The following is a 14,582-nucleotide window of genomic DNA, read 5'->3' as shown; positions in this document are numbered from 1 at the left end:
AGGTATAAAGTATGTATTACCGTTCGGATGTTTTAGTTGTCGGAAGCGGCTTAGGTGCGTGTGCCGCTGCATTGACTTTGGCAGATAAAGGCGTTCAAGTCAGCATGATTTGCCCGACTGAAACCTTGGACGGCGGCAACTCGGAACTTGCGCAGGGCGGTATCGTTTATGTGCATGACAATCCGGAAGAATTTTATGCCTTGGAAAAAGATATGCTCAATGCGGGGCATAATTATAATTTTGTCAAAGCGGTGCGTTTTCTTGCGGACCATGGCGGTGACGCCGTGCAGGAAATTCTGATAGACCGTCTGCATGTGCCTTTCAATGTCCGCAGCGGAACTGTCGCGGATTGGGATTTAACCTTGGAGGGCGGGCATTCCGCTCCCCGCATACTGCATTGCGCCGACTATACGGGGCGCTCCATTATTGAAGCGATACACAAAGCGATTTTGGAACACCGGAATATCAATGTCCGTTATAAATGTTCGGCTGTCGACCTTATCACGACCGATCACCATTCCCATTTGGACATGTATCGCTATCAGCTGCAAAACCAATGTGTCGGTGTTTATGCGTATAATGAGGATACGGAACAGGTCGACCAGCATTTGGCCACGTTCACCATTTTGGCTACCGGCGGGGTGGGGAACGTTTTTCTTCATTCGACCAACAGCGACTGGGCTGTCGGTTCCGGAATTTCCATGGCGCAGCGCGCAGGGGTTCGGCTTGCCAATATGGAATTTGTGCAGTTTCACCCCACTGCGTTGTATCATAAAAGCAAAAAACATCCGTTAATCACGGAAGCCGTCCGCGGGGAGGGCGGGGTGCTTGTCGACCTTGAGGGCAAGGAATTTATGCAAAAATATGATGAACGCAAAAGTCTTGCTCCGCGGGATATTGTTTCTCAAGCCATTGCTACGGAAATGCTCATGACAGGTTCCCAGCATGTTTTTTTAGACGCGACCCGCATAAAATGTGATGTGACAAAACGTTTTCCGACAGTGTTCCAAAGCTGCATGAATATCGGCGTTGACATGCGTAAGGATTTTATTCCTGTTGTTCCTGCCGCCCATTATTTTTGCGGAGGAATTTTAGTCGATTTGAATGGCAGGACGACGCTTGGAAATCTTTATGCTGTCGGAGAATGCAGCTGCACGGGCATTCATGGGGCGAACAGGCTTGCAAGCACATCTTTGCTTGAAGCGCTGCTTTGGGGATACAGCGCAGGCAAGGATATAGCCGAAAACCTCACCAGGCGCGATTGTATCGATGAACGGGTTTTCGCTTCCATTACCGACTGGGAAAATACCGGAAACGAGCATAATGACGACCCTGCTCTCATCGCCCAGGATTGGGCGAGCATACGCCATATCATGTGGAACTATGTAGGCATCATGCGGACGGAAAGCCGTTTGCGCAGGGCGTTCGGGGAACTTCGTGACCTGTCGAGCCATTTGCACGATTTTTATAGACACACGCCTCTTTCTCCCGCTCTTGTCCGTTTGTTTCACGGCTGCAATACGGCGTATCTTATCACGCAGGCGGCTCTTAGGAATAAGAACAGCTTGGGCTGCCATCACAGGGCCGAATGATTTTCGCCGCGTTTTGTATTTTTATGAGGACGGCGGCGCCGTCCTTTTTTGTTCCGTTTATTGTGAAATAAATAATAAATATTGCAATGATTACAGCGGGGCAGGAGCAAGTTTAAGGAGTATGCAAAAAAATGTTCATAGTATCTTGACTTTTGCTTGTGAAAGGGATATTGAAAAATCATAATTAGGTATTTTTTTTACCTTGTGAAAATTTTCTTTGGAGGCGTTTATATGGGTATCAGTAGACGTGATTGCTTATTAGGTTTTGGAGCATTGGTCGCCGGCGGGGCGGTAACTTCAATCGTGGACGGCGGCACCAAATTGGTTCACGCTGCAACACCTGCAACCCGATTCCAACAAGTGAACGGCGAGTTTGGGTGGACCCCGCATAAACTCGACCCTGCCGAATGCGCGGAAGCGGCGTACCAAGGATATTGGTATAAAGGCTATGCCTGCGGATACGGCGTGTTTTACGGCATTATCGGGGTGTTGGGGGAAAAATTCGGCGCACCTTACAATCAATTCCCATTTGCGATGCTTGAAGCGAATAAGGGCGGTATTTCAGACTGGGGCACGATTTGCGGCGCATTATACGGTGCTGCCGCCGCTTATGCTCTTTTTTGGGGAAGAGATGAGCGCACACCTATGGTGAATGAATTGTACCGCTGGTATGAAACGACGAATTTGCCGATTTATGATCCAAAAGATAACGCACAAGGTGTAAAGGGTGCTATTCCGGCTAATATTTCCGGTTCCGTTCTTTGCCATATTTCCGTTTCAAAATGGTGCTATGAAAACAAGATTGAAGCGACAGACAAGAAAAGAAACGAACGCTGCGGACGTTTGACCGCCGATGTCGTGTATAAGGCTGTTGAAATTTTCAATAAGAAAATCGAACTCGGAAAAGATTTCAAGACCACTTTTGCGGTGCAGGATTCTGTTGAATACTGCGGCAGCTGCCACCAAACCAAGGGACAGGAAACCAACTGGGCAAAGGGTGTCATGGATTGCGCGCCTTGCCACAGCGGAACAGAAGCAACCGGCAATATGTTTAAAGACCATCCATAAAATATAATGGTATGAGCCGATAAAAAATAAGCCTGCGTTCAAAGCGGGCTTATTTTTTTGTTTTCGGGCAAGGTTTCCGAAGTTGCTGGTCGGGCTTTTTTTAAATTTTCATTTATTTTTTTTTTTTTTTTTTGAAAATTTTTTGTTATAAAAAATCATTCAAACCAAATAAGGCTTGCCTGACGTCCTGTTTGGTTGTCCTGTCTGTGGGAAAAATATTGCTTGTGCATTGTTTTTGTACAAAAATCAAGACCATGGATGTTTTCCTGCAAAAGTCCCGCCTGTCTGAGTTGGTGGCGTGTCAGCTCCCATAAGTCAAGGGTTTGTTCCTGAATATTGAACCATGCGGCATAGGTGGCGCCCCATTCGGTATCGAAATTGACGAATTGCGCTTCTTTCGGACCCAGGCTCGGACCGCGGACCGCCAGTAAATCCTTTGCGTTAAGTCTGTATTTTTCACAAAATTTTGAAACAGCTTCCAGAATGAAATCATTTCTGTTGCCGCGCCAGCCGACATGAAGCGCCATGACATGCCCGCCTTTGTTATGAGCGAACAAGATAGGCTGGCAGTCGGCTGTTTTTATCAGAAGGGCATGCTTTTTTTGATTTGTCGCAATGCCGTCGCCCTCGATGTTTGCTTCTTCAAAAAAAGCTGTCGGCTCAGGAGAAAAATGCATGATATTGGAATGGATTTGGCGGACTTCCAAAACGGGCATGGCAAGTTTTTCAAATAAAAATTTTCTGTTCTGCCGTATGGCGGCATTATCTTCTCCTCGGTTGAAAGCGATACTGCCCAAGCTTTTTCGGGGATCAAGATTTTTGCCTTGAAAAAGGCAATGCACGTTTCTTATGCCGCAAAATTTAAAAAAAATCAGATTATCAAGCATAGTTATCCCATAAAAATAAGCAAAAATTTCATTTGCTAAATAAGAGTATTTTTTATATAATTTATCACTAACAAATTTTATGAATGAATTCAATAGAAAAGGTTCTGTTATGCAAGATATGCACGTTTTAAAAGAGGCATTGGAAACTATTGTTCGGAAAAAATCTTGGGAATGGCCCGAGAAAGCTGTTATCGAACTTCCAAAAGATGCGAAGCATGGTGATTTGGCTACAAATATCGCTATGACCCTTGCAAAAATTTGCCAAAAAGCACCGCGCGCCATAGCAGAAGAAATTTGTGCCGAATTAGAAAAACACAGCCTTATTGAAAAAGTGGATATTGCCGGTCCCGGTTTCATCAATGTGACGTTCAAACAAAGTTTTTGGCATGAACAGGTTCTTCGCATGGAACGGCTGAAAGAAAAATTCGGCTCGCTTGCTTACGGAAACAAACGAAAGGTCAATGTTGAATATGTTTCCGCAAACCCGACAGGGCCTTTGCATATCGGGCATGGACGCGGGGCTGCCGTGGGCGACAGCATGGCGAGGATTTTGCGTTTTGCAGGCTACGACGTGAGCACGGAATATTATATCAATGACGCAGGTCTGCAAATGCGTTTGCTCGGGCTGTCCGTTTGGCTCAGAATGAAAGACCTTTGCAAAATGCCGGTGACTTATCCGGAAGATTATTATAAAGGCGAATACATTATTGACATCGCCAAAGAAATGCTTGAGAAAGATCCTAAACTTCCTACGTATGAAGATGCTGAAAACCGTTGCTACGAATATGCGATGAACAGTATTTTAAACGGCATTAAACAAGATTTGCATGATTTTAGGGTGGAACATCAAGTTTGGTTTTCCGAGGCGAGCCTCGTTCATGACGGAACTGTCGAAAAAACGCTCAATGATTTGAAAGAACGCGGTTATGTTTATGAAAAAGACAATGCTTTGTGGTTCAAATCAACCCTTTTCGGTGACGACAAAGACCGTGTTTTGCGTAAAAGTGACGGGTTTCTGACATATTTCGCTTCCGATATCGCCTATCATGCCGATAAATTCAACCGCGGTTTCGAGGAACTTGTCGATGTTTGGGGGGCTGACCACCATGGGTATGTGCCTCGTGTCGCCGCCGCTGTCGAAACGGTCGGCAGAAATCCGAAAGAAGATTTTTTTGTCATTCTTATCCAGTTGGTGAATTTGCTTCGTGCCGGCGAGCCTGTCGCAATGTCGACCCGCTCCGGAGAATTTATCACCCTGCGTGAAGTGTTGGATGAAGTGGGTGTCGATGCCGCCCGTTTTATGTTCCTTTCAAGAAAAAGCGACCAACCGCTTGATTTTGATTTGGATTTGGTAAAACAGCGCAATCTTGAAAATCCTGTTTATTATGTGCAGTACGCCCATGCCCGTATTAAAACGTTGCTGCGCCGCGGTGCTGAAAACGGCTATTCATTGTCCGATGAAACAAGTTTGGATATTATCAGGGAATTGACGGACAGCGCCGATACAGCCCTCATCCGTTCCGCTTTGCATTTTGAGGATGCCGTGCTTGACGCCGCCAAAGCCAAAGCTGTGCATATCATTAGTTTTTATCTTATGGAGTTGGCAGGAAAATTTCATAGTTATTATGCAAATGTGCCGGTTTTAAGCGGTGATGAAAAATTGATTAAAGCACGTTTGGCATTGCTTCGCGTTGTCGGAACCGTTCTTCGCAACGGATTGAATTTATTAGGTGTTGAAGCGCCTGAAACCATGTAAAAGGAGAGCGTTGTGGCTCGTCCCAATTATCGGCATGTCCCCCGGGAAAAAAAATATAATCCGTTTTTGGAAAGCGTGAAAAAGCTTCTTGTTTCAAAAGAACGTGAAGAACAGGAAAGCACGCAGACTGAAGAAATGGAAGACGGTTTTTTAAAAACAAAACCGCGTGAATACGCATACGGGCAGGATGAGCCGGAAGAAGAGCGTTTTCAAGAAGAAAATACCGTGGCGAAACAAGGAATCACATTAAGCACTTCCGCCTGTGTCACCGCGTTTGTTACGATTTTGACGTCTGTCGGTTTTGCGTTTTTGTTCGGGCTTATCATCGGAAAAGGAATGACCCCGGCGGTTCAAAAAGAAGAACCCGTGCCGTTGGCGGCGAATATCCAAAAAGAAAAATCAGCACCGGTTCTGCCAAAAGAAGAATTGCAGTTCATGACAGCTTTAAAAACAGAACCAGAAAAAAAGACGGCTGAGGAAATCCGGGCGGAAGAAGAATCCGTAAAAAAAGCTGCCGAAGAAAAAATAAGGGCTCAGGAGCAAGCTAAAAAAGAAGCGGATAAAAAGGCTGAAGCTCTTGCGAATATCAATAAGAAATTTGATTATGACATCCGTGTTGCGGCTTTTCGCAGTGAAGCCCAGGCTGATGAATTACGTTTGAAATTGGAAACGGACGGATTCAGAACACGGAAAAATGTAAAAAAAGATACGAAAGGAAACTGGTATTTTATTCATGTTCTTCTTATTGGAACAGAAGAGCGTTTGAAAGAAAGTCAGGAACGTTTTAAAAAATTCGGTGTGAGAGATTCCATTATTGAAAGTAAAGTTGAAGCAAAATAATGAGAAATAGAAAAAATACCGGAAAAGCATTATGTTTTGTAGAGCCTTTGTTCGCTCAAAAGCATAGTGCTTTTTTTTCTGAAAAATGCGCCGGGCGGCAAGGGGATTTTTTTGTTTTTTCTTCCGCGGACGGTGCCGGTAGGCATGATACGGTCGGATTTAATGCTGATTTTTATCTTTTTGATACCGTAACAAGCACTCTTGATAAGGCGCATGAGCTTTCTTTGCAAAAGGAAATGAATGCATTCACAACGATTATTTGCAAGAATCAGACAAACGGCAGGGGGCAGCTGCGCAGAAAATGGGAGTCTTTGCGGAATAATTTGTATACGGCGCTTGTTTTGCCTGAAACCTATCCCTTCAACACGGAGGCGGCGGCACCCGCTTTCGGAGGACTTGCCGCGTACGCTTTGGAAAAATTGGGTTTTGATATTGCGCTGAAATGGCCTAACGATTTGGTGCAAAAATCGGAAAACGGTTATGAAAAGATAGGCGGGATTTTATTGGAACAAAGGAACGATTGTCTTGTCGCAGGCATGGGAATCAATCTTTTTTCCGCTCCCTGCGATGAAAGCTTGCGGGAAGATTTTTTTATTTCGGCAGGAAAATTAAAACATTTTCAAAATGAAAGCAATCAAAAACGTTTTTTTGCGTATGCGGATAATTCTCTTTTGAAAAGTTCGGGGGAAAAATGTGCAGATTTGCTTCAATATGGCGAAATAAAAGATGAAAATGATAATTTTACGGCAATTTTAGGCTTTTGTTTTGCTCTTGTGAAACAAATAAAATTGTGTTATGAGGAAAGAGTATCATCCTGCAATCCCGGTACATGGAATGCTCTTTATAAAAAATATTTGGCGTTTTCAGGTGAAACGGTTCTGATTAAAGACGCTTTGGGCAAGGACGCGTTTTGTTTTGGGGATATTGCGGGGAAAATAATTGGTCTAGGTCAGGAGGGAGAATTATTGCTTTCTTCTGAACATGGTTTAATTCGTATTGTTGGTGGATCCATCACCAAATTCAAAGGGTAGATTATGACTCCAAAGACTATGGATGAGTTATTGAACGAATTGAAAGGAAAACCTATTCTTGTTGCAAACCGAGGCATTCCCGCCCGCCGTATTTGCCGTTCCATCCGTGAACGTTTCCATGCCACGGCAATTATGACCGCGACCGATGTTGACAAAACTTCTCCTGCTGTCGCTTCTGCCCAAGAACTCATGCTTTTGGGGGCTGACCCCACTTCCTATCTGGACTTGGATTTAATTATCAGCAAAGCAAAAAAGCGCGGTGTTGTCGCCATTCACCCGGGCTGGGGCTTTGCATCGGAAGATGATACGTTTCCGCGCAAATGCCGCGAAGCGGGCATTGTTTTTATCGGTGCGGACGCCGATGCCATGCGTATGCTGGGCAATAAGGTCGAAGCCCGCAACATCGCCAAGAAATTAGGCATTCCGGTTGTTCCGGGTTCCGAGGGCTCTGTCACCGTTGAAGAAGCAAAAGCCCTTATCCGCGAAATGGGCATGCCTGCGATGCTTAAGGCTGAAGGCGGCGGCGGCGGTCGGGGCATTTTTGTTATCCGTGATGAAAACACCCTCGAAGACGCTTTTGCGAAAGCTTCCGCCATGGCTGAGGCTTCTTTCGGAAACCCCCGCTTATTTGTTGAAAAATATTTGGAAAATGTCCGCCATATAGAAATTCAGGTTATTGCGGATAAATACGGCAATGTTTTCGCCTGTGACGAACGTGACTGCTCCGTACAGCGCAATCACCAAAAATTGATTGAAATCACTCCTTCCCCGTGGATAGGAATTACTCCCGAACTTCGCGCAAGACTGAAAGAATATTCCATCCGCTTGGCAAAAGCCGTCAATTATTATTCCCTCTGCACAGTTGAATTTCTTGTGACAAGCGACGGAACCCCTTATCTTATCGAAGTCAATACCCGCTTGCAGGTTGAACACGGCATTACCGAAAGCCGTTACGGTTTCGACCTTGTTGAAACGCAAATTGCAATGGCATTCGGCGTGCCTTTGGCTTTTAATGACGAAGACACCTACGGGTACCATACGGCAATGCAGGTCCGCATTAACTGCGAAGACCCTAAAAACGGCTTCTCCCCTAACTCCGGACGCATTACACGGTATATTTCTCCCGGCGGTCCGGGGGTTCGTATCGACTCCAACCTTTCAGCCGGTTATGATTTTCCTTCAAACTATGATTCAGCCGGATCTTTGCTTATCGCCTACGGGCTCGGATGGGATAAAGTTTGCAGCGTCATGACCCGCGCTTTGGAGGAATACAGTGTCCGCGGCGTGAAAACGACTATTCCGTTTTTCCGTCATGTGCTTAGAAACCAACGTTTTCTTAAAGCGAATTTTGACACGACCTTTATTGAAAATACCCCGGAATTATTGAATTACCAAGATTTATATCCGGAAGCCGAACGCTTGAGCCGTTTGGTCGCCGAAATATCCGCCAAAGGTTATAATCCCCATGTTCAGCGCGGAAAATACCGCACTGCGGAAACTCCCCGTATGCCTCATTTTGAACCGGTTTTGCCTCATATCGACAGGGAAGTCCGCAAAACACCCACCGTATATCCGGTAGGGGACAGACAGGCTGTTTTGGACTTTGTGCGTGATTCCGACAAAATCCATTTTACGGACACTACGTGCCGTGACCAAACCCAATCCAACAGCAGCAACAGATTTCGCTTAGCCGAGGATAAGCTTGTCGGTCCTTATTTGGATAATTGCCAGTTCTTTTCTTTGGAAAATGGCGGTGGTGCCCACTTCCATGTCAACATGATGGCAAATATGACCTATCCGTTCAGTGAAGCTAAGGCATGGAACAGTTTTGCGCCGAAGACCATGAAGCAGATTTTGGTGCGTTCGACAAACGTGCTCGGTTACTCTCCGCAGCCGAGAAACCTTATGCAGCGCACGTGCGAAATGATTTGTGACGATTACCATGTCATCCGCTGCTTTGATTTCTTGAACGATATCAGAAACATGAAACCGCTTGCGGAAGTTATTTTAAGCCGTAAGGACATTATTTTCGAACCGGCTCTTTCCATAACGCCCAATCGCGGTTTTGACGTCGAACATTACCTTGACGTGACGAAAAACACTTTGGCGATGGTTGCCGGTATTCTCGGCGTGAGTGAAGAACAAGCGGCAAAATCCGTTATTTTGGGTTTGAAAGATATGGCGGGCAACTGTTCGCCGCTGTTTGTGCGTGAACTTGTCACCGCGCTTCGTAAGCGTTGGCCTCAGCTTGTTTTGCATTATCACAGGCATTTTACGGACGGTTTGTTCACGCCGGCTCTGGCGGAAGCCGCAAAAGCCGGGGTGCAGATTTTGGATGTCGCCCTCGGGGCTGGCGTACGCAGCTACGGACAAGGCGAAGTGCTCTCGACAGCCGCGTATTTGGAAGAAGAATTTGGCATTGGAAACTATTTGAATAAAGATATGATCCGCGACGCGAATTTTGTGCTGAAGCAAATCATGCCGTATTATGACAGGTATTGTTCTCCGTATTTCCAAGGTATCGACCATGATGTCGTTTCCCACGGCATGCCGGGCGGAGCGACTTCCTCTTCCCAGGAAGGGGCGATGAAGCAAGGATATATTCATTTGCTTCCTTACATGCTCCGTTTTCTTGCGGGGATACGCAAAATCGTCAAATATCACGATGTGACACCCGGTTCGCAAATTACGTGGAATACGGCGTTCTTAGCGGTTACCGGCGCTTGGAAACGCGGGGAAATGGAAGAAGTGAACAGGCTTCTTAACATTTTGGAAACCGTGGTGAACACAAAAGAAGAAGATTTATCCGAAGCGATGAAAAAGGATAGGCTTATTCTCTATCGTGACTGCAATGACGCTTTCCGTAATTTGCTGCTCGGAAAATTCGGCAGACTGCCTTTAGGTTTCCCTGCTGATTGGGTTTATGAAAGCGTTTTCGGGGATAATTGGAAAAATGCCGTTCGCGAAAGAACGGAAGACAGCCCCTTGGACCATTTGGAACCTATTAATTTTGAGGCCGAGGAAAATGCCTGCGAAAAGATACTGAAACGCAAGCCGACAAGCGAAGAGCTTGTCATGTATATGAATCACCCCGGTGATTCTATTAAAAATATTCAATTCAAGCAGGATTTCGGCGATCCGAACGCTTTGCCTCTTGATGTTTGGTTTGAAGGGCTTGAAACCGGCAGGGAACTGCAATTTATTGATGAAGGCGGCAAACCGCACAGCATAACCATTTATCATATCAGCCCCGTTTCCGACAAAGGAATTGTGGAAGTGAGATATGCTTATGATTCCCAGTTTATGACCCATGAAGTGCAAGTCGCCAATCCGACGGGTTCTGTTTCTACTGATATTCTTATGGCGGATCCTAACGACAAGAACCAAATCGGCGCTCCTTCAAACGGTGATTTATGGGTAACCTATGTAAAAGTCGGCGATATTGTCAAAAAAGGTCAGGAACTTTTCAATATCTCCATCATGAAGCAAGAAAAAGCAGTTTTATCGCCTCGTAACGGTATTGTTACAAAGGTTTATAAAACCGCTGATTATAAAGTTTCACGCAAAATGACTCCTGTGCATGAAGGTGAACTTATTATGGAAATCGACAGCATGCCGCTTACTTGTCAAAATAAGGAATGCGGCAAGCCTTTGGCATATACCGATGCGAATTTCTGTCCGTACTGCGGCACGCAAATTTCCGCATCGCACAAAGCTGCGTTTATTTCCAACAATGAAACAAAGTAATACATAAAAACGAGTTAATGTACGCATTTCTCGGAGGAACAAATGAGTAAAAAAAATACTGAAACTTCAAGCATTGAAGCATTAAGAGAAAAATTAGTTCTTACCGGTGCCGACATTATGGCTATTGGCGAAAGCGCCGAAATCATCGTTGGCGGTAAAAACTTCAACACTGCAAAAATTCACGAGATTAAAGGTGTTCGCAGTCCTCAATTCCGTGCGATTTCATCTATCAACTTCCATAAGGTGTTGGATGAAACAACTGTTAACGCAGCTCTTGTTCGTTCCCTCGTTGAAAGAGAGTATACGCGTATTGACTGGAATGACCCTGAAATTAATCGTGACTCTGATTTCTTGCAGAAATTGGTGCGTAACCTCGGAAAAGAAATTAAAAAAGCCGACGCAAAAGAACCGAGTGCAACGAAAATCCGTTTGCGTACTTTCGTAAATAACGTTGTTGAAGGGTTTGCGACTTCACAGGAAGTTATCGACCAGCTCCGCAAACGTTCCGTTTTGGTGCAGTCCGCCATTTTATCGGTTGACTTGCCTCAGGAAGTCGATACGGCTGTGCGTGAAGCCTATAAAGCCATTTGCAAGGAAGCGGGAGCGGAAGATGTGCCTGTTGCCGTGCGTTCTTCCGCAGCCGGTGAAGACTCCCGCAAAAAAGCTTTTGCAGGCTTGCAGGACACCTATTTGAATATTGTCGGTGAAGATAAAGTGGTGCAGGCGTATCATTGGGACTGCGCGTCCGCTTATAATCTCCGCTCCATGACCTATCGCCGTGAAGCCATTCGTGACGGTATCACCCAGGCGGAAGCGACGGGCAATGAAGAACTTGCCGTACAAGCTAAAAAAGAATGGGCTATCGAACAAACTTCTTTGTCTGTTTGTATCATGCGCATGATCAATCCCGTTGTTTCCGGTACCGCTTTTGCAGCCGACACTTCTTCCGGCTGCCGCGGAACAGTCCGCAACGACCTTGTAAGTATTGACGCAAGCTACGGTCTTGGTGAAGCTGTTGTTGGCGGCATGGTGACACCTGATAAATATTATGTTTTCCAGCGTGACGACGGCGCTGAAGTTGTCGTGCGCAATCTTGGCAGCAAAACAAAGAAGATCATTTATGGCGCCAAGGGCGGCACAAAAGAAATCGACGTTGATAAGAATGATGTCAACAAATGGGCATTGTCCATCACTCAGGCGGAAGATATCGCAAAAGCCGTGCGCATTATCAGCAAAGCTTACGGCAGTATGATTATGGATACGGAGTTCTGCTTTGACGCAAACGAAGAACTTTGGTTTGTGCAGGCGCGTCCTGAAACCCGTTGGAATGAAGAACTGGAACTTCACCCTCATACTATTTTCATGCGCCGTTTGGAAGTTGATGAAAAGGCGGCGGAAAAGGCGGAAGTCATTTTGGAAGGAAATGGCGCTTCCCGCGGAGCAGGGCAAGGTACCGTGCGTTTTCTGCGCTCCGCCCTTGAACTCAACAAGGTCGGCAAAGGCGATATTTTGGCTGCGGAAAGAACCGACCCGGATATGGTGCCCGGCATGCGTGTCGCTTCCGCTATATTGGCTGACGTCGGCGGGGATACGAGCCACGCTGCCATTACTTCCCGTGAACTTGGCATTGCCGCTGTTATCGGCATTCAAAGAAATGAAACCCTGCGCGCTCTGGACGGTCAGGAAGTTACCGTTGACGGCACCCGCGGGCGTGTTTACCGCGGTCTTCTTCCTCTTCATGAAATTGGCGGGGAAATGGACCTTACCAAACTTCCGAAAACCAAAACCCATGTCGGACTTGTTTTGGCTGACGTGACCCAAGCGCTTTTCCTTTCCCGTTTGCGCACTGTCGAGGATTTTGAAGTCGGTCTTTTGCGTGCGGAATTTATGCTCGGAAACGTTGCCGTGCACCCGAAAGCGTTGGAAGCGTATGATAACGGTTCTTTGGAAGATTTGGTCTCAGGTCAGCTCGCAACGTTGGAAAATTCGCTTACGAAAGTCATGCAGGAACAACTTTCAAGCGGTCTTGTGACTCTTGATTTGAAAATGCGGGATCATGTGGGACGTGTGACAGGGCTCGCGCAAGAAATTGAGGCGGCGGTTAACTATGAACCGCAGGGAACGGAAGAAGTTCTCGCTCAACAAAGAAAAATTCGCGAATTGGAACATAAGCTTGATGAATATTTTGAAAATGCTTTGCGTTATCAAGATACGCTCCGCACTTCCTCAAACCTTTCCGAACATATCAGGATTATTTTTGGCTACGAAGAAGAACTGAACGCTTTTACCGGTTCTTCTGAAGAAAAACTTTCCGAAATGCTTCGTATTGACGCGCAAATTCAAGCCCAATATGAAAAAGTGAAGGAAGATGAGCAAATTCTTTCAGCGTTGAAACGCATTACGGAACTTCGCCGTGAAGTAGGCTTAAAATGCGGTATGAGCAAAGAAATGGAAGAATTGCAAGCAATTCCGACAAAAATTCGTGATATTATCACGAGCCGCGGTTATAAAACCGGCAAGGAGCATTATATTCAAACCCTTGCGCAAAGCCTCGCCCTTTTTGCCATGGCTTTTTACGGCAAGGATATTATTTACCGCACCACTGACTTTAAATCCAATGAGTATTATAACCTGCTCGGCGGCTGCCTTTTCGAGCAGAACGAAGACAACCCGATGTTGGGATACCGCGGGGTTTCCCGTAATATTCACGACTGGGAACTTGAAGCGTTCAAGCTTGCCCGCGGTGTTTACGGCGGCAAGAACCTGCAAATCATGCTGCCGTTTGTCCGCACCCTTGAAGAAGCGCGTGCAATGCGCTCATATCTTGAAAACGTGCATAAGCTGGTGAGCGGGCAGGACGGCTTGAAAGTTATCCAAATGGCGGAAATTCCGGCAAACGCCATATTGTCAAAGCAATTCATTCAGGAATTTGACGGATTTTCCATCGGTTCAAACGATATGACACAAATGGTGCTCGGCACTGACCGTGATAATGCGAGCCTTTCCCATATTTACGACGAAGAAGATCCGGCTGTCGTGTGGGCATTGCTTACCGCTATTTTTACAGGTCAAAAATTTGCAAAGAAAATCGGTTTCTGCGGACAAGGTGTTTCTAACAGTGTGATTTTGCGCGGTCTTGTCGCTATTGCAGGCATCACTTCCGCTTCCGTCGTTCCTGATACGTATTACCAAACCAAATTGGACATCGCAAAAATCGAATCTGAAAACATTCCGACTTCAAAACTCGGCGAATGGCTTTCCGCCCAACATTACAGCAACTTTGTGAACTTGATGAAAGAACACGGTTACGAACATATTTTGAAAAAATATGTCAATGGGGCTGAATTGCATGATTGGTATAACGGTGAAATGACAAGATTGCAGGAAAACTTGCGTAAAGTTATCGGTACTGCACAGGAAACTGACGCAAGAGCCGATATGGAAAACTTCCGCGCAGTTTTCCATAAGCCTGCCATTTATGCCGCTTGGGATTGGGCTGCAACTGTCGAAGATGCTTTGCACCAAGCCGGTTTTGCAAACTTCGAGGAACAGGCAAAGGCCTTGGACGCATACCGCAATTCTCATTAATTTCCAAAAATCAATTATGATATAAACAAAAAAGGAGGCTTGACCTCCTTTTTTCATATTTATTTAAAGCGAT

General features: G+C 45.8%; 8 protein-coding genes. 7 read left to right on the top strand and 1 reads right to left on the bottom strand.

Features of this window, described 5'->3' with window-relative positions:
* Positions 1-11: 11 nt before the first annotated feature.
* Together nadB and JBF11_RS04225 are read left to right on the top strand one after the other, a co-directional pair.
* Complete coding sequence (gene nadB, locus JBF11_RS04230; RefSeq protein ID WP_334316135.1) at positions 12-1,592, top strand: L-aspartate oxidase; 1,581 nt, start codon at positions 12-14, stop codon at positions 1,590-1,592.
* Positions 1,593-1,823: 231 nt separating this feature from the next.
* Positions 1,824-2,660 carry a split-Soret cytochrome c gene (locus JBF11_RS04225; protein WP_334316134.1) on the top strand — a complete coding sequence of 279 codons (837 nt, stop codon included), beginning with the start codon at positions 1,824-1,826 and terminating at the stop codon, positions 2,658-2,660.
* A 155-nt stretch (positions 2,661-2,815) separates the two neighbouring features.
* Here the strand turns inward: JBF11_RS04225 and JBF11_RS04220 are convergent, their stop codons facing one another.
* Positions 2,816-3,547 carry a purine nucleoside phosphorylase YfiH/LACC1 family protein gene (locus JBF11_RS04220; protein ID WP_334316133.1) on the bottom strand — a complete coding sequence of 244 codons (732 nt, stop codon included), beginning with the start codon at positions 3,545-3,547 and terminating at the stop codon, positions 2,816-2,818.
* A 109-nt stretch (positions 3,548-3,656) separates the two neighbouring features.
* Between JBF11_RS04220 and argS the strand changes: the two genes are divergently transcribed.
* The 5 genes from argS to JBF11_RS04195 are packed head-to-tail and all read left to right on the top strand — an operon-like array spanning position 3,657 to position 14,509.
* Positions 3,657-5,303 (top strand): arginine--tRNA ligase, encoded by a 1,647-nt coding sequence (gene argS / locus JBF11_RS04215; RefSeq protein WP_334316132.1) that lies wholly within the window; start codon positions 3,657-3,659, stop codon positions 5,301-5,303.
* 12 nt (positions 5,304-5,315) lie between these two features.
* Complete coding sequence (locus JBF11_RS04210) at positions 5,316-6,143, top strand: SPOR domain-containing protein (RefSeq protein WP_334316131.1); 828 nt, start codon at positions 5,316-5,318, stop codon at positions 6,141-6,143.
* Positions 6,143-7,174 (top strand): biotin--[acetyl-CoA-carboxylase] ligase, encoded by a 1,032-nt coding sequence (locus JBF11_RS04205; RefSeq protein WP_334316130.1) that lies wholly within the window; start codon positions 6,143-6,145, stop codon positions 7,172-7,174. The genes JBF11_RS04210 and JBF11_RS04205 overlap by 1 nt, the downstream gene beginning before the upstream one ends.
* A 3-nt stretch (positions 7,175-7,177) precedes the next feature.
* Positions 7,178-10,921 carry a pyruvate carboxylase gene (locus tag JBF11_RS04200; RefSeq protein ID WP_334316129.1) on the top strand — a complete coding sequence of 1,248 codons (3,744 nt, stop codon included), beginning with the start codon at positions 7,178-7,180 and terminating at the stop codon, positions 10,919-10,921.
* A gap of 42 nt (positions 10,922-10,963) precedes the next feature.
* Entirely contained in the window at positions 10,964-14,509 is a 3,546-nt protein-coding gene (locus JBF11_RS04195) for a PEP/pyruvate-binding domain-containing protein (RefSeq protein WP_334316128.1), read from the top strand.
* Positions 14,510-14,582: the final 73 nt, after the last annotated feature.

Source organism: Taurinivorans muris, from assembly GCF_025232395.1.
Taxonomy (GTDB): Bacteria; Desulfobacterota; Desulfovibrionia; order Desulfovibrionales; family Desulfovibrionaceae; genus Taurinivorans; species Taurinivorans muris.
Note: the sequence above shows the minus strand (reverse complement) of the source record. Positions and strands in the feature narration are given on the sequence as shown.

Coding starts and splice junctions, on each gene's coding strand:
- nadB (WP_334316135.1), top strand. CDS start 12: ATGTATTACCGTTCGGATGTTTTAGTTGTCGGAAGCGGCTTAGGTGCG.
- JBF11_RS04225 (WP_334316134.1), top strand. CDS start 1,824: ATGGGTATCAGTAGACGTGATTGCTTATTAGGTTTTGGAGCATTGGTC.
- JBF11_RS04220 (WP_334316133.1), bottom strand. CDS start 3,547: ATGCTTGATAATCTGATTTTTTTTAAATTTTGCGGCATAAGAAACGTG.
- argS (WP_334316132.1), top strand. CDS start 3,657: ATGCAAGATATGCACGTTTTAAAAGAGGCATTGGAAACTATTGTTCGG.
- JBF11_RS04205 (WP_334316130.1), top strand. CDS start 6,143: ATGAGAAATAGAAAAAATACCGGAAAAGCATTATGTTTTGTAGAGCCT.
- JBF11_RS04200 (WP_334316129.1), top strand. CDS start 7,178: ATGACTCCAAAGACTATGGATGAGTTATTGAACGAATTGAAAGGAAAA.
- JBF11_RS04195 (WP_334316128.1), top strand. CDS start 10,964: ATGAGTAAAAAAAATACTGAAACTTCAAGCATTGAAGCATTAAGAGAA.